The sequence below is a fragment of the Synechococcus sp. CBW1108 genome, from assembly GCF_015840335.1.
Classification (GTDB): Bacteria; Cyanobacteriota; Cyanobacteriia; order PCC-6307; family Cyanobiaceae; genus Cyanobium_A.
Genome location: NZ_CP060395.1, coordinates 2,769,668 through 2,784,345 on the forward strand (window position 1 = coordinate 2,769,668; position 14,678 = coordinate 2,784,345).

Consider the following 14,678-nt stretch of genomic DNA (forward strand, 5'->3'; position numbering starts at 1 on the left):
GGCCTAGCTATGGCCGATGGGTCACAAAAGGGATGGGGCAAATCAGGGGAGAGGGGAGTTGGAGCTGCATCAGTGGCTGTGGAGCCTGCTGCCGCCTGGACCCCAGCCAGCGCCAGGAGGCCATCGCCGCCCTCAGCCCCAGCCAGCAGGAGCAGTATCTGGCGATGGTGGGGGCTGACGGCTGGTGTATTCACTACAACACCGGGTCTCGCAACTGCCGCATCTACGTCGATCGACCGGATTTCTGCGACGTGGCCAACCTGGTCAAGTTGTTTGGCTCAGCCGGGGATCCCGGAGCTGGCGACAGGCTGGCGATCGCCTGCTGCAAGCAGCAGATCCGCAGTGAATACGGCGGCCGTGGCAGGGTGATGGGGCGCTTTCTTCGCGCCATTCGAGTCGATTGATGAGCAACGAATACGAGCCCGAATCGGCGGGCGAGCTCGCGGGTGAATTGGAAATCGATTCTGGGCAGGCTTCCGCAGAGCTAGAGGAGCTGGCGTCACCAAACCACGCCGGGAGCTGGGGAGCCGCCTTTGCCAGCACCTTCACGACGGTTTTTCTGGCCGAGCTCGGCGACAAAACCCAACTGGCAGCCCTGCTGCTCTCGGCCCAGTCAGGTCGGCCTGGGGTGGTCTTCATTGGCGCCTCCCTGGCCCTGATCTGCTCGAGCCTGGTGGGAGTGCTGCTCGGACGCTGGCTCGCCCGGCTGATGGCTCCCCAACAACTGGAGCGCCTGGCCGGAATCCTGATGGTGGCGCTGGGCCTCTGGCTTGGCCGGCAGGCGGTGCTGGGCTTGGTGCCAGCCACCCCGGACCTGCCCCTCAATTGATAGGCCCGTAGCGATGACCCTTGCCCTGCTTGCCTCCACCTTCGTCACCGTGTTCCTGGCCGAACTGGGGGACAAGACACAGCTGGCCATCGTCAGCCTCAGCGGCACCTCCACCCGGCCGGGGGCGGTGTTTGCCGGCAGTTCGGCAGCCCTGGTACTAGCCAGCCTGCTCGGCGCGGCAGCGGGGGGCTCGCTGTCTGCGGTGATCCCCACCAATGCCCTGCAATTGGCCGCCTCAGTTGGTTTTCTGGTGATTGGCGTGCAACTGATCCGGCGCTCAGGAAAACTCGAAAGCGCAGATCAGCCAGCCGACTAAGATCACGACATCAGGCCACGGTGGCCGTGGGCATCGCTCCGAGCCCAGCCCGCCATCAACCAGCCCGATCCTCCAGCCCGATCAGCTGCCTCCCCATCCACCACCGGCCCATATCCGGGTAATACCTGTGGTGGCCCCGCCAACCAACACTCCCTCCAATGAAGTTCACGGTCGCCGACCTGCTCGACCAACTTCCAGCCGATGAAGCCCTGCCGCTGCCAAAGCTGGAAAAAGCCCTGGGGCTGAGCCAGCAAGCTGAGAAGTTGCAGCTCCAGATCGGCCTGCAAGGCCTCAGCAAGCTTGGCCTGATCACCCTGCAGGAATCAGGTGTCGTCCGGCTCCAGGATCCCGAGCTGATTCCTGCCAGGTTGCGCTGCAGCAGCAAGGGCTTTTGCTTTGCCCTGCGGGAAGACGGCGGCGAGGACATCTATATCCGCGATCACCAGCTCAACCACGCCTGGAACGGCGATCGGGTGCTGGTCAAGGTGACCCGAGAAGGGGGCCGCCGCCGATCCCCAGAGGGCGGTGTAAAGTGCATTCTTGAACGCCATACCCCGTCCCTGCTGGCCCAGGTGGAACAGCTGGAGGACAGGTTGGTGGCCACCCCCCTGGACGACCGGCTGCTGACCGCCGTGGAATTGCCCGGCAGCGATGCCAGCTATCTTGATAGCGAGCAGAACTCGGTGGTCGAGGTGCTGGTGGATCGCTACCCCGTGGGCCAGTTCGGCCCCCAGGGCCATGTGGCCCGGAGCCTGGCGGTCAATGGGGGCGAAGCCGCCGATCTCGACCTACTGCTCACCAAACACCGGCTCCACACCAGGACCCAGGCACCGCGGGCCACCCTCAAGGCCCTGGTGGCCAAAGACCGCACGGACCTCACTGACCAGCAGACCCTGCTACTGGATCCCTGGACAGGTAAGGAGGCCCCCGGCCTGCCAGCCCTGGGCCTGGAGCAAAGGGAAGGGGGCTGGACCCTGTGGCTGCACAGCCCGGCCATCAGCGAGCGCTACACCCCGGGCGGCGCCCTCGACATCTGGCTGCGGGAGCAGGCCGATGCCCTCTGCGTGGGGCGGGAATGGCTGCCCCTGCTCAGCCCTGCCCTGGCTAAGGCCAGCGCCTTCAAGGTGGGCGAAGCCCAGGCGGCCCTCTCGGTAGCCCTGGAGCTCAACTCTGCAGGCCAGTTGGAGCACTACCGCTTCAGCCGCAGCATGATCAAACCGGTTGCCAGTGCGGCCGCCGACGCCCTCAATGCCCTGGCCGAGCGCAAACCCAAAAGTCGCACCCTGCCGGCGGCCCTCAAAGGCCTCAAGGACCAACTGCCCCTGTTGGAACAGCTGGTTGCCCTGACAGCTCTGCTGCGTCAAGCGCGCCAGGCCAACGGCTCTCTGGACCTGAACCTCCCCCAGCCCGCCATTGACAGCCTGGGGGATCTGGCCGTGCCGGGGCCGGATCTGCCCCTGGAGGGATGGCTGGTGACCCTGGCGGACCACCACCCGATCGCCCTGCTGCGCGAAGCGGTGTTGGTGGCGGAACGGGCCCTCGGCCAGCATCTGGCCGGACTGGGCCTGCCGGCGATCTACAGCACCAACGCCAGTGCCGATGCCAGCGACCTCAACGACGTGGCCCGCTCCGCCCTGGCCCTTGACATCCCCCTGGAACTGGGCGATGAAGGCAATGCCAGCGCCGCCGAACTGGCTGGGGCATTTGCGGGCATAGACCGCAGCCGGTCCCTGCAACAGCAGCTCAAGGCGATCCTCAAACCGATGCTGCTCAGCGATGGGCCTGGTGTCCACGCCCTGACGGGGCTGGTGCACGGGGATAGCGCCATTGCTCCCTGGTGTTGCCCGACTCTCCACTACGCCGATCTATGGAACCAGCAGCAGCTGGTGCTGCTGCTCACCGAGGGCAAGGACAGGCCCAGCGTGCGCCACAAAACAAGTGTTGACCTTGCCTCCGATGGCTGCCTGGGCAGCATAGACTGGCCCCTGCTGGCCCCAAGCCAGCTCAGCCCTTACCAGAAGGTGCTGGAGCATGGGCTGGTGCAGCGATTGATCGGCAGGCGGCGCTTCCTGAGCGAGCTCCAGGCAGACCTGCTGGCCATGCTCCAGGCCCGCCAGGCCGAACCGCTGGTGGGCCAGGTGCTTCCCGGAGTGATCAGCGGGGTGCAGAGCTATGGCTTCTTCGTGGAGGTGCCTCCTTCCCAGGTGGAGGGGCTAGTGCATGTGAGCTCGCTGAAGGACGATTGGTACGAATACCGCTCCCGCCAGAACCGCCTGGTGGGTCGCAAGAACCGTCGCACCTACATGTTGGGGGACCAGGTGGAGGTGGAGATCCAGAAGGTGGATGTGCTGCGCCATCAGATCGACCTGGCGGTGGTGCTGCCAGAGGGGGAGGAGCCCTACCCAGACGGGCAGGACGAAGCCAGCCGGTACGTAGACAACCGGGGAGAAGACAGCCGTGACGATGGGCCAGATCCATTTGCGCCGATAGCGGTTTTGGAAGAGGCCTGAGCATGGACGCCGCAGCCAGCAGTGCTCCCGTGGTGCTGGCGGTATCTGGCGCCTCGGCCCAGCCCCTGGCCCAGCGGGCCCTGCAACTGCTGCTCGAAGCAGGCGAGGCGGTGGAGCTGGTGGCCTCCCGCGGCGCCATCGGCGTGTGGCAGGCGGAGCTGGGCCTGCGGGTGCCCTCCGAGCCCGTCGCCCAGGAGCGTTTCTGGCGGGAGCGCACCGGCACCAGCACAGGCCAGCTGCGCTGCCACCGCTGGAATGACCAGGCCGCCGGCATCGCCAGCGGCAGCTATCGCACTCGGGGGATGGTGATCCTGCCAGCCTCGATGGGCACCGTGGGGCGAATCGCCTCTGGGGTGGCCCTCGATTTGCTTGAGCGGGCCGCCGATGTCCACCTCAAGGAGGGCAGGCCCCTGGTGATCTGCCCGCGGGAGACCCCCTGGAACCTGATCCACCTGCGCAACCTCACCGCCCTCGCCGAAGCGGGCGCCCGCATCGCCCCGCCGGTGCCTGCCTGGTACCACCAGCCCCAGACCATTGACGACATGGTCGATTTCCTGGTGATCCGCGTCTTCGATGTTCTGGGCTACGAACTCGGCAGCATGCGCCGTTGGCAGGGGCCACCCCACCAGCCAGGATCTCCAGACGCCCCCTCCGCCTGATTCGGTTCCTGTTTGTTGGCCCTGCTGCAACGCCTGCTGCTGCTTCCCCTGCTGGCCCCGCTGCTGATGGTCTTGTTGGTGGGCGCCCTCAATCCCAGGCCCAGCCTCTCCCTGCGCCTGCTGATCTGGACTTCCCCCACCCTGCCGATCGGCGTCTGGATCGCCCTTGCTGGCGGCGGCGGCGCTGGCCTCAGTGCCGCTGCAGCCGCCCTGGCCCTTGGCACGGGAGCGGGCACCCCGAGCCGCAAGGGTGGTCGCCCGGCCCCCGAGCGGCCGCAGACCCAGGCGAATGGGCCGGGTGCCCAACCAGCCTCGGCAGCCGGACCGCCGCGCCCACCGGGGGAACCAGCCCCCACCGTAGCAGTGCCGTTCCGGGTGATCCGCAAGGGTCGCAGCAACGCCAATCCGGAACCCGTTGGGACCCAGGCAAGGGCCGTGGGCGATGGTTGGGACTCAAGCAGCAATGACGACTGGTGAGCTGGTGGTGCAGGGCCATACCAGACCTGCGTAAGGTTGGGTGAGATGCCGCAAGGGGCCTGCACCGGTGAGCGAATCCGCCCAACCTGCCACCAATGGGGAATCCCGGCCTGCCGCCGCCGCCAAGGCCAAGCCGCCGAGCCCGGAAGACCAGCCCTTTGACAGCTTCATACCCAAGCTGCTCATGCCTGCATTGGCAGCAGAAATCCAGGGCTATGGCGGCCCCTCGCCGGAACTGGTCTTCGAGCAGGGCCCGATGCCGGTGGTGGGCTCAGAGTGCTGGATGGTTAAGGGCGAGCTGCCCGGCCAGCGACGCTTCTGGCTCTGCTTCACGGCAGCCAGCATCAATTCCGCCAAAACGGTGGCGGTGGCAGAGGGGGGCAGTGAACCCAGCCTGCTCGAGTCGTTCCTGATTGATGAGAAGAAGATGACGCTGGCGCTGCTGGTCTCGCGCCTGGTCCAGCGTCTCAACGGCCAGAAATGGCTCGGCCCGAACTGACGACCAAGCCCCCTACGATGCAAGTACAGCCGTAAGCCGCAACGCCAGATGGTGCCTCCCGCCGCGATTGCCACTTCCCCAGCCACCCAAGAAGCACCGACTATCAAGGATCCGGTCAGGGACACGATCCTGACCCCCCGCTTCTACACCACGGATTTCGACGCCATGGCGGCGATGGATCTGCAGCCCAACGTGTTGGAGCTGGAGGCCATCTGCGAGGAGTTCCGCAAGGACTACAACCGCCACCATTTCGTGCGCAACGACGAATTCGACGGGGCGGCAGCCAAACTCGACCCCAAAACCCGCCAGGTGTTTGTTGAGTTTCTTGAGCAGAGCTGCACCTCGGAATTTTCCGGCTTCCTGCTCTACAAGGAGCTGAGCCGCCGGATCAAAAGCAAAAACCCCCTGTTGGCCGAATGCTTCGCCCACATGGCCAGGGATGAGGCCCGCCATGCCGGCTTCCTGAACAAGGCAATGGGGGATTTCGGGCTGCAGCTCGATCTGGGCTTTCTCACGGCTAATAAGGCCTACACCTTCTTCAAGCCCAAGTTCATCTTTTACGCCACCTACCTGAGCGAAAAGATCGGTTACTGGCGTTACATCGCTATTTATCGCCACCTAGAGCAACATCCTGAAAGCAAGATCTTCCCGATCTTCAACTTCTTCGAAAACTGGTGTCAGGACGAAAACCGCCATGGCGACTTCTTTGACGCCCTGATGAAGGCCCAACCAGCCACGGTGCGTGGCCTCACGGCCCGTCTGTGGTGTCGCTTTTTCCTGTTGGCCGTCTTTGCCACCATGTACGTGCGCGACGTAGCTCGCAAGGAGTTCTACGAAGCCCTTGGCCTCGATGCCCGCGCCTACGACAAGGTTGTGATTGCCAAGACCAACGAGACCTCAGCCCGGGTCTTCCCCGTGGTACTCAACGTCGACCATCCCAAGTTCTATTTACGATTAGAGCGGCTGGTGAGCAACAACGCCGGACTGAGCGCAGTCGATGCCAGCTCAGCGCCGGCGCCCCTGAAGCTGCTGCGCAAGCTGCCCTTGTGGATCGCCAATGGAGCTGAAATGGCCAAGCTCTACCTGATGGCCCCAATCCGCAGCGAGCACTTCCAGGCCGCTGTGCGCTGAGCCCAGCCTGACCGGGCTCCTACCCGGAGCCCACACCTCCTGCCCCGCCCCCTCGCCGATCTGCCTTGGTTGCCTCCACTCCCGTTTCGGGCGCAAACCCCGCTTGCTTTGACAGCAGCTGGCTGCCGCGGCTCGAATCCCTGCTGGCCGCCGGTCGGGGGGCCGGCGCCGACCTGGTGGAGATTTTCCTAGAGCGCACCGACCATCTGGGCGTTTTGGCCGAGCAGGAGGCAATCACCAATGTCAGCCCATCCTTCGGCATGGGAGCTGGAATTCGGGTATTCCGCGGCAAGCGCGACGGCTTTGTCAGCACCAACGACCTGAGCGCCCAGGGCCTGCTCCAAGGCCTGGATCAGGCCCTGGGCATGCTCGGCCTGATGCTCAGCAGCGCCCCATCAAGCGTTCCATCGAAGGGTTTCGAGGGCCTGGGTGCCCTCAGAGACTTCAGCGCAGTCAAGGGCGACTGGCTGGAACGCTGCCCTTCCCTGGCTGAAGCCACGGCGAAACTGCTGGAGGGCACCTCCAGGCTGGCCAAACATGGAGAGCACCTGCAGGCCCGCCGGGGCAGCTATTCCCGCGACTGGCAGAGCGTGCTGGTGGCCGCCAGCGACGGCACCTTTGCCCGCGACATCCGCCTACACCAGTCTTTGGGTCTAAACGTGCTCGCTGCCGACGGCGACCACCGCGCCGGCCTGGGCCGCCGCTACGGCACCTCCGATCGGCCCGACGACCTGCGCGACTGGGACGCCGATGCTGCAGCCCAGGATGTTTGCACCAGCGTGGGCACCATGCTCTACGCCGACTACGTGGAGGCCGGCCAGATGCCGGCGGTGCTCGCCAACCGCTTCGGCGGTGTGATTTTTCATGAGGCGTGCGGCCACCTGCTCGAAACCACCCAGGTGGAGCGGGGCACCACCCCCTTTGCCGACATGGTGGGCGAATCAATCGCCCATGAAGCCGTTACCGCCATCGATGAGGGCCTCAGTGATGGTGCTTTCGGCTCCCTCTCGATGGATGACGAAGGTATGGAGCCCCAGCGGACGGTGCTGATCGAAAGGGGTGTGTTGAAGGGTTTCCTGAGCGACCGCGCCGGCGAGCTGCGCACCGGCCATGGCCGCACCGGCAGCGGTCGCCGCCAGAGCCATGCCTTTGCCGCCGCCAGCCGCATGCGCAATACCTTTATCGCCGCAGGCCCCCACACCCCCGACCAGTTGATCGCCTCGGTTGACAAGGGGCTGTATTGCAAATCAATGGGCGGGGGCAGTGTGGGCCCCACGGGCCAGTTCAACTTCGCCGTCGAGGAGGGCTACCTGATCGAGAACGGCCAACTCACTAAGCCGGTGAAGGGAGCCACCCTGATTGGCGAAGCCAAGGAGGTGATGCCGCGCATCTCGATGTGTGCTAATGATCTGGAGCTGGCCGCCGGGTTCTGCGGCTCGGTCAGCGGCAGTATCAACGTAACCGTGGGCCAACCCCACATCAAGGTGGAATCAATCACCGTCGGGGGGCGCTGACCATGGCTGACAACCGCCTCAACCCCGAAGCCCTCAGCGCCAGGCTCCAGCAGCTGGCCCAGGCCGCCGCCATTCACCAATGGGACCTGGGGGCCTCCTGCAGCACCGACACCTCCGTGCAGGTTGACCGCGGTGAAGCCAAACTGATGAAAGGTGCCCAGCGCAGCGCCATCACCGTGCGGGTGTGGAACGACAAAGGCCTGGTGGGGATCACCAGCACCTCGGATCTCAGCGACGCTGGCCTGGAGAGGGCCCTAGGCGGCGCCCACGCCGCCAGCGCATTTGGCAACTCCGAGGAAACCCCCGCCTTCTCCCCCCTTGCCACCGCACCCCTGGTCAGCCTGGATCAGCCCCTGCGCGAGCCCCAGCCGATCCTCACCCTGCTGGAGAGCCTCAAGGAAGCCGAGCGCCAACTGCTCGACCGCCATGGCGCCATCGGTACGGTGCCCTACAACGGCCTGGCCCAGCGCAGCAGTGAGCGCCTCTACCTCAACAGTGATGGGGCCCGCCGGCACCAGTTGCTCACCACCGCCAGCATCTACCTCTATGCCAGGGCAGAAGAGGCTGGCCGCAAACCCCGCAGCTCCGGCGCCGTACGGATGGCCTTCGGCACCTCCGACCTCGACATCGCTGGCTGCATAGAAGAGGCGGCCGAGCGCACCATCGCCCACCTCGACTACGCCCCGATCGAAACCGGCTCCTACACCTGCGTGTTCAGCCCGGAGGCCTTCCTCGACCTGATCGGCGCCTTCAGCAGTTTGTTCAACGCCAGATCGGTGCTCGATGGGGTCAGCCTCAGCCAGCGCGACTCCCTCGGCCAGAGCCTGGCGGTGCCCTTCCTGAGCATTCGGGACAACGGCCTGCACCCCGGCAATATCGGCGCCTCGCTGTTTGATGGTGAGGGAACGCCGACCGCCCCGCTTGAATTGGTGGAGGGCGGCATTCTCCGCAACTTCCTGCACTCGGAGGCCACGGCCCGGGCCTTTGGGGTGCACCCCACTGGCCACGCCGGTATGGGGGCCAAGGTGTCTGTAGGCCCCGACTGGTTTGAGATCGGGCCTACCCCCGGCAGCGGCGGCGGCCAGCAGGGTCTGGATCGTTTCATCCATGGGGGCCCCTTGGTGGTGATCGATTCCCTCTCTGCTCTGCATGCCGGTGTCAAGGCGAGCCAGGGCTCCTTCTCCCTGCCCTTCGACGGCTGGCTGCTGGCCGGCGGGGTCAGCCGCTCCATCGAAGCAGCCACCGTGGCAGGCGACATCCGCAAGCTGCTCCGGGAAATCATTGGCTTTGAGGGTGAGGCCAAGGTGACCCCCGATGGTCTCTGCCCCTACGTGTGGGTTGAGGGCCTCTCGATCACCGGCGAGGCGTGAAGATCCTGTTCTGGGGAACGCCGGCCTACGCCGTGCCCAGCCTGGAGGCCCTTGTGGCTGCCGGTCATGCGGTGGTGGGGGTCGTGAGCCAGCCGGATCGCCGCCGCGGCCGCGGCAAGGAGCTGCAGCCCAGCGCCGTCAAGGCCCGGGCCCTGGAGTTGGGTCTGCCGGTTTTCACGCCCGAGCGGATCCGGCGCGAGCCCGAGCTCCAGGCCCAGCTTGGGGCCCTCGGCGCCGATTTGTCCGTGGTAGTGGCGTTCGGCCAAATTCTGCCGCCGGAGGTGCTGGCCCAGCCGCCCCTGGGCTGCTGGAACGCCCATGGCTCCCTGCTGCCGCGCTGGCGGGGAGCGGCCCCAATTCAGTGGTGCCTGCTCGAGGGCGACACCGAAACCGGGGTGGGGATCATGGCCATGGAGGCAGGGCTCGACACCGGGCCGGTCTTACTGGAGCGCTCCCTGACCATTGGCCCGCTGGAGAACGCCCGGCAGCTGGCGCAGCGGCTGGCCATGCTCAGCGCCGAGCTGCTGGTCGAGGCCTTGCCCCGCATCGAGGCTGCCGGAACGGGCCCGGAAGCTGAACGGCTGGCCCGGCTGGGGGTTCGTCCCCAGGGGGAAGCGGGGCTCAGCCTGGCCCGCTTGCTGACCAAAGCCGACGCGGTAATTGACTGGAGCGCAGCAGCGGTGGCGATCCACCGGCGCGTGATGGGCCTGTACCCCAATGCCCACACCAGCTGGCGGGGCAAACGGCTGAAGTTGCTGGCCAGCGAACCCCTGGTGGCCGGATTTGAAGGGATAAAGCTTGAGGGGGCAATACCTGGCACAGTCCTGGCAATCGAGCCCGGGGTAGGCCTGGTGGTAGCTACTGGTGCCGGCCCGTTGCTGGTGCGGGAAGCCCAGTTGGAAGGCCGCGCCCCCGCCCTGGGCCAGGCCCTGATCCAACAGTTGGGCGCTGGGCCCGGCGACCGGTTCGGCAGCGCAGCGGGTTTGCTAGGTGGGGCTAACCCTGCTTGAGCTCGAGCGCCTCCTTGCGGTGCAGGGCATGCAGGCCCTCCAACTGGTTGTGCACGGAAACCAGCTGGTCGCGAATGTGTTGGCTGTTTTCGATGCGGCCCAGGGAGAGCAGCATCGACTCAATCTGGCTCTTGCAATCGATCAACACGCGGCATTGCGGAGATCCGGGCTCGTAGGGCATTGCTCAACTCTCAACACGCCCATCGCAGCGGAGCAGAGCCGCCGCTGATGTGTCGGTTGTTGCTGTTCGCGAAGCCGGGCTTCAGCGATCGGAGCCGGAGGGTCGTCGCCCCCCCCGGGGGCGGGCGCCATGGGGGGCAGGGGAGCGGCGCCCCCCCTTACCGCGGCCGCCACTTAGATCGAGGGGAGCGGCCGAGAGCACCTTGGGTTCAAAACCGAGCACCTCCTGACGCGGCAGGCTCAGCCCGATCACCCGCTCAATCGCGCGCAGCAACTCACTTTCTTCAGCAGCCACCAGGGAGATCGCGTGGCCGTTATGGCCGGCCCGACCGGTGCGGCCGATGCGATGCACGTAATCCTCCGCCTGGTTCGGCAGGTCGAGGTTGACCACGTGGGGCAGCTGGTGGATGTCGATGCCCCGGGCAGCAAGGTCGGTGGCCACCAGCACGCGCAGGGCACCGGCTTTGAAATCGGCCAGGGCCCTGGTGCGGGCCCCCTGGCTCTTGTTGCCGTGGATGGCGGCGGCGGTAATACCTTCGCGAATGAGCCGGTCTGCCATGCGGTTGGCGCCGTGCTTGGTACGGGAAAACACCAGCACTTGCTGCCAGTCATTGCTGCGAATCAGGTGGCTGAGCAGATCCCCCTTGCGGTCCATGTCGCAGGGATGGAGCAGGTGCTCAACGGTGGGGGCCGCCTGGTTTGCCGGGGTGGCCTGGAGCTGGACGGGATTATGCAGCAGCCCCGTGGCCAGACGCCGGATGTCGCCGGAAAAAGTGGCTGAAAACAGCAGGTTTTGACGCTTGGCTGGCAGCAGAGCCAGGATTTTCTGGATGTCGCGGATGAAGCCCATGTCGAGCATCCGGTCGGCCTCATCGAGAACCAGGATCTCAACCCGATCGAGCCGCAGAGCTTTCTGCTGGTAGAGATCCATCAGCCGGCCCGGGGTGGCCACGAGGATGTCGGCCCCCCTCTGCAGACGACTGATCTGGGGGTTCACCTTGACCCCGCCAAACACCACGTCACTGCGCAGGTCGAGGTAGCGGCCATAGGCCCGCACGCTCTCTCCCACCTGGGCCGCCAGCTCACGGGTGGGGGTGAGCACCAAAGAGCGCACGATGCCAGCGCGGGCGGGGGGGCCGTGGCGCAGCCGCTCCAGCATCGGCAGGGTGAAGCCTGCGGTTTTGCCGGTGCCGGTCTGGGCCGCAGCCATCACATCGTGGCCGGCCAGCACGGCTGGTATGCACTGGCTCTGGATCGGCGAAGGACTGGTGTAGCCCTTCTCAGCCACCGCCTTGAGCAGGGGTTCGCCCAGGCCGAAGTAATCGAAGGAAGCAGTCAAGGCCTCAGCAGAGATCTTGAAATCTGGTGAAGTCTTGGGAGATGGGATGGATTGGGTAATCGCCGCAGAAGCGTTGTCAGCCCAGCCTAGGAGCCGTTGGTTAGGGGATCAGGGAGGGTGATCAGGAGGGCGATCTCTCTGGCGGTAATGGGCGCAGAGCTCGCAGGGCCCATCGGGCAGCACGGCGCAGCGCAGCAGGGGAGTTCGGGCGTTGTAGCGGCAACTGGGATCGCCAATCACCCACTGGTTGTGCCACCAGCGAGCATCGCCTGGTTGGCGTTGGGGCTTCACCTGCAGCGCCACGCTGGCGAGCTGGTATTTACCGTTGCGCAACTGGTAGCAATGGCGGCGCTGCAGAACCAAAAAGCTGCGACCAGAACTTTCCAGCCAGCGGCCTGGATGGGGCACATCACCGATTTCGTCTACTTCAAGGGCGTCGAGCAATCGATCGGTGTCGATCTGCCGCAGCTCCACCCTCATGAAACGGGGGGCTGGTCCGCCGGGACCTGGCGAACGGAAAAGCCCCAGGCAAACAGGCCAGCCACCAGAAGCAGCAGCAGCCACTCCGGCGGCACTACCTGGGGCAGCCCTAGGCGCAGTAGTAAACGAATCCCCACCAGTCCAACCGCCAGATAACCAGCCGTCTCAAGGTGCTGGAAGACAGCCAGCCAACGGATGAAGAGTTCAGCCGTGAGCCGCAGGGCAATCACCCCAATTACCCCGCCAGCCATCACCAGAACCAGCCGATCCGTCACCGCCACAGCGGCAGCCACGCTGTCGAGGGAGAAGGCCAGATCGGTGAGGGCAAGCGTCAGGACAACCGAGCCCAGGCCTGAATGGTGGAGGGATCCTTGGGGCGATGGCGCTTGTTGGTCTGGATCTGGGTCCTGCCCTTCGGCATTGGAATCGTCTGCCGGGTTTGAGAAGACCAGCACCAGATGGCTGCCAGAGAGCCAGAGAAGGTAGCCGGCGGCCGCGAGCTGCAGGGGCCAGAAATTGAGCACCCACCGGGCGGCAACGATCAGACCTAGGCGGAACGCCAGGGCCAGTCCCAGCCCTAGGTTGAGCGCCTGGCGCTGGCGGGCCGGATCATCCAGGCCCCGGGCAATGGCGGCCAGGGCAATGGCGTTGTCAGCAGACAAAACGGCCTCGAGCGCCACAAGCAAGGGCAACAGCAGCAGTACCTCGCCCCACTGGTCCGCCTGCTTGAGCAGGGGTTGAATTGATTGGATCGACTCCGCTTCCACGGGCTGCAGCGGGCCAGGATGGTGGGAATTCTAGAAAGTCGGGTTGGCCAGTTCGGGGGATGAAGAGGTGCCAGAGGGAAAGCTGGATGGTCAGCTGAGCTGGCAGCTGGAGGTGCAGCTAGTTCATGTCGAGGCGGGCAGCCGTATCGTGCTGGTGCAGCTCAGGCGGGCGGGGCAGATCCTCGATTCGGCCCTCGGCGAAGCAGCCACGGCCGAGCTGGCAGAGGATCGGGCCCGCCAACGGCTGCAGGGCCGCCCCCAGCCCCAGATCGAGTTGGAGGCAATGGAATCGCTGGCTAGGGAAAAGGTAGCCAGGGGTCCAGTGGCCAGGCAAAAGGCCCCAGCTCCCATTGCGACCCCAGCCCCCCTGCCCCTGCCTTCACCAACACAGCCTTCACAACCCGAATCTTGGCAGCCCCCAGCCCAGCCGCCGGAGGAGCCCCAGGTGGATCCGGAGGACTGGTCAACTGAATTGGCCCAACTCGAGCTGGAGCTGCAGCGACTCGGCTGGGATCGGGACCAGGAGGCGGTGTACCTGCAGCGGGTTTTCGGCAACCCCAACCGCAACCGCCTTACCAACTACGCCGATCTGCAGGCCTACCTGGCAGCACTGCAGGGATTCAGCCCAGGCACCCAGGCCAGCAGCGCTCCGGCACCCCTGAGGCGGCGCGAACTGCTGAGCCAGTGCGACCAACTGCTGGCCCAGCTGCAATGGGAACCTGGCCAGGGCCGGGCTTTGCTGGAGCGGCACTTTTCCCTCACCAGCCGCCAGCAGCTCAGTGATGCCCAGCTACTGCAGTTCAACATGCTGCTGGAGGACCTCAGCAGTGATCTCAGCAGTGGGCTTGCACCAACTGGACCCCCAGGGTGAGGCGATCCTGGTTGGCAAAGGCCTCCCTTTCGAGCTGACGCACCCGCTCTGGGGCCGTGCGATAGATCGGTTCATTCAGCACCGTCGAGAGATGGCCAGGTAGCAGGGTTGGCAGGCCAAGCAAGAGGGGGTCCGAACCCAGGCCCTGGTTGCTGCAGCTCTGGGCCACGTGGATCGCCTCATGGTTGAGCACCTTGGCAAACTCCAGCGTGCCCTTGCTCACCACAGTGGGCTGGATGCGCAGGGTGCGGGCTTGCGGGTCCCATTCAGCGGCAGCGCCGCTCTTGTGGGGGACAGAGAGGTTCACCCGCACACCGACCTGTTCCAGGGCCTGCAGGAGCTGGGCGATCGCCTGCCTTTCCCGCTCGAAGCTGGGCGGATTGGCGATCAGGGCGCGGATCGACTCCAGGTTGAGTGGCGGCTCGCCTGCCCGGCGCTTGTAGACATAGCGGTAGCCGCCGTTGGCCAGGGGTTCGGCGCGCGGGGTCCACTGCCGGTCGGCCTCGGCCAGCTGGCTGAGCAGCAGCTGCTGGTCTGGCGAGGAACCTAGCGGGGATCTGGGCGGGGGACCGGGGGCACCAACCGGCCTAATCGCCGCAGGCGCTGGTGTTCGCGAGGCTAGGGGCTGGTTGCCGCGAGGCAACACCATCAGGGCTACCCCTGCCCCCAGCAACAGGGCACCGAAGAGAGGGAGCACTCCCTCAACGGCCCCCTTTTCGGTGGGTG

The 14,678-nt window shown here is 65.8% G+C and carries 17 protein-coding genes; 12 read left to right on the plus strand and 5 right to left on the minus strand.

All coding sequences use genetic code 11. From position 1 onward, the window contains the following. Nucleotides 1–32: 32 nt before the first annotated feature. The 11 genes from H8F27_RS14970 (at nt 33) to fmt (ending at nt 10,315) form a co-directional block, all read left to right on the plus strand. Nucleotides 33–404: a YkgJ family cysteine cluster protein gene (locus H8F27_RS14970; RefSeq protein ID WP_197149123.1), complete on the plus strand. Its 372-nt coding sequence runs from the start codon at nt 33–35 to the stop codon at nt 402–404. Continuing rightward, complete coding sequence (locus H8F27_RS14975; RefSeq protein WP_197149125.1) at nt 404–829, plus strand: TMEM165/GDT1 family protein; 426 nt, start codon at nt 404–406, stop codon at nt 827–829. Before H8F27_RS14970 ends, H8F27_RS14975 begins: the two co-directional genes overlap by 1 nt. 13 nt (nt 830–842) lie before the next feature. Beyond that, complete coding sequence (locus H8F27_RS14980) at nt 843–1,145, plus strand: TMEM165/GDT1 family protein (protein ID WP_197149127.1); 303 nt, start codon at nt 843–845, stop codon at nt 1,143–1,145. A 158-nt stretch (nt 1,146–1,303) separates the two neighbouring features. After that, nucleotides 1,304–3,655 (plus strand): RNB domain-containing ribonuclease, encoded by a 2,352-nt coding sequence (locus tag H8F27_RS14985; RefSeq protein WP_197149129.1) that lies wholly within the window; start codon nt 1,304–1,306, stop codon nt 3,653–3,655. 2 nt (nt 3,656–3,657) lie between these two features. Then, the gene (locus H8F27_RS14990) at nt 3,658–4,314 is read left to right on the plus strand and encodes a flavin prenyltransferase UbiX (protein ID WP_197149131.1); all 657 of its coding nucleotides are present in this window, start codon (nt 3,658–3,660) and stop codon (nt 4,312–4,314) included. A gap of 15 nt (nt 4,315–4,329) precedes the next feature. After that, nucleotides 4,330–4,791, plus strand: coding sequence for a hypothetical protein (locus H8F27_RS14995; protein ID WP_197149133.1), 462 nt, complete (start codon nt 4,330–4,332; stop codon nt 4,789–4,791). Nucleotides 4,792–4,858: 67 nt separating this feature from the next. Next, nucleotides 4,859–5,290 carry a DUF2996 domain-containing protein gene (locus H8F27_RS15000; protein ID WP_197149135.1) on the plus strand — a complete coding sequence of 144 codons (432 nt, stop codon included), beginning with the start codon at nt 4,859–4,861 and terminating at the stop codon, nt 5,288–5,290. 48 nt (nt 5,291–5,338) lie between these two features. After that, complete coding sequence (gene acsF / locus H8F27_RS15005; protein ID WP_197149139.1) at nt 5,339–6,421, plus strand: magnesium-protoporphyrin IX monomethyl ester (oxidative) cyclase; 1,083 nt, start codon at nt 5,339–5,341, stop codon at nt 6,419–6,421. Between the two features lie 65 nt (nt 6,422–6,486). After that, nucleotides 6,487–7,935 carry a TldD/PmbA family protein gene (locus H8F27_RS15010; RefSeq protein WP_197149140.1) on the plus strand — a complete coding sequence of 483 codons (1,449 nt, stop codon included), beginning with the start codon at nt 6,487–6,489 and terminating at the stop codon, nt 7,933–7,935. A 2-nt stretch (nt 7,936–7,937) separates the two neighbouring features. Beyond that, nucleotides 7,938–9,305, plus strand: a complete 1,368-nt coding sequence (locus H8F27_RS15015) for a TldD/PmbA family protein (protein WP_197149141.1) — start codon at nt 7,938–7,940, stop codon at nt 9,303–9,305. Next, nucleotides 9,302–10,315, plus strand: coding sequence for a methionyl-tRNA formyltransferase (fmt, locus tag H8F27_RS15020; RefSeq protein ID WP_197149142.1), 1,014 nt, complete (start codon nt 9,302–9,304; stop codon nt 10,313–10,315). The genes H8F27_RS15015 and fmt overlap by 4 nt, the downstream gene beginning before the upstream one ends. On the opposite strand, the gene H8F27_RS15025 is transcribed toward fmt, so the two are convergent. From H8F27_RS15025 to H8F27_RS15040, 4 genes are all read right to left on the minus strand, one after another. After that, nucleotides 10,302–10,430: a hypothetical protein gene (locus H8F27_RS15025; protein ID WP_311133661.1), complete on the minus strand. Its 129-nt coding sequence runs from the start codon at nt 10,428–10,430 to the stop codon at nt 10,302–10,304. The two genes, fmt and H8F27_RS15025, sit on opposite strands and share 14 nt — an antisense overlap. A 147-nt stretch (nt 10,431–10,577) precedes the next feature. Continuing rightward, nucleotides 10,578–11,834 carry a DEAD/DEAH box helicase gene (locus H8F27_RS15030; protein WP_231596332.1) on the minus strand — a complete coding sequence of 419 codons (1,257 nt, stop codon included), beginning with the start codon at nt 11,832–11,834 and terminating at the stop codon, nt 10,578–10,580. A 108-nt stretch (nt 11,835–11,942) separates the two neighbouring features. Further along, a complete protein-coding gene (locus tag H8F27_RS15035) occupies nt 11,943–12,314 on the minus strand; it encodes a DUF6464 family protein (protein WP_197149145.1) in 372 nt (123 codons plus the stop codon). Continuing rightward, nucleotides 12,311–13,081 carry a DUF475 domain-containing protein gene (locus tag H8F27_RS15040; RefSeq protein WP_197149147.1) on the minus strand — a complete coding sequence of 257 codons (771 nt, stop codon included), beginning with the start codon at nt 13,079–13,081 and terminating at the stop codon, nt 12,311–12,313. The genes H8F27_RS15035 and H8F27_RS15040 overlap by 4 nt, the downstream gene beginning before the upstream one ends. Nucleotides 13,082–13,124: 43 nt before the next feature. Here H8F27_RS15040 and H8F27_RS15045 point away from each other — a divergent pair, with 43 nt between their 5' ends. Beyond that, on the plus strand, nt 13,125–13,952 hold the full coding sequence (locus H8F27_RS15045) for a hypothetical protein (RefSeq protein WP_231596333.1): 828 nt from the start codon (nt 13,125–13,127) through the stop codon (nt 13,950–13,952). On the opposite strand, the gene H8F27_RS15050 is transcribed toward H8F27_RS15045, so the two are convergent. Further along, on the minus strand, nt 13,915–14,649 hold the full coding sequence (locus H8F27_RS15050) for a hypothetical protein (protein WP_197149148.1): 735 nt from the start codon (nt 14,647–14,649) through the stop codon (nt 13,915–13,917). The genes H8F27_RS15045 and H8F27_RS15050 overlap by 38 nt on opposite strands. Between the last annotated feature and the right edge of the window lie 29 nt (nt 14,650–14,678).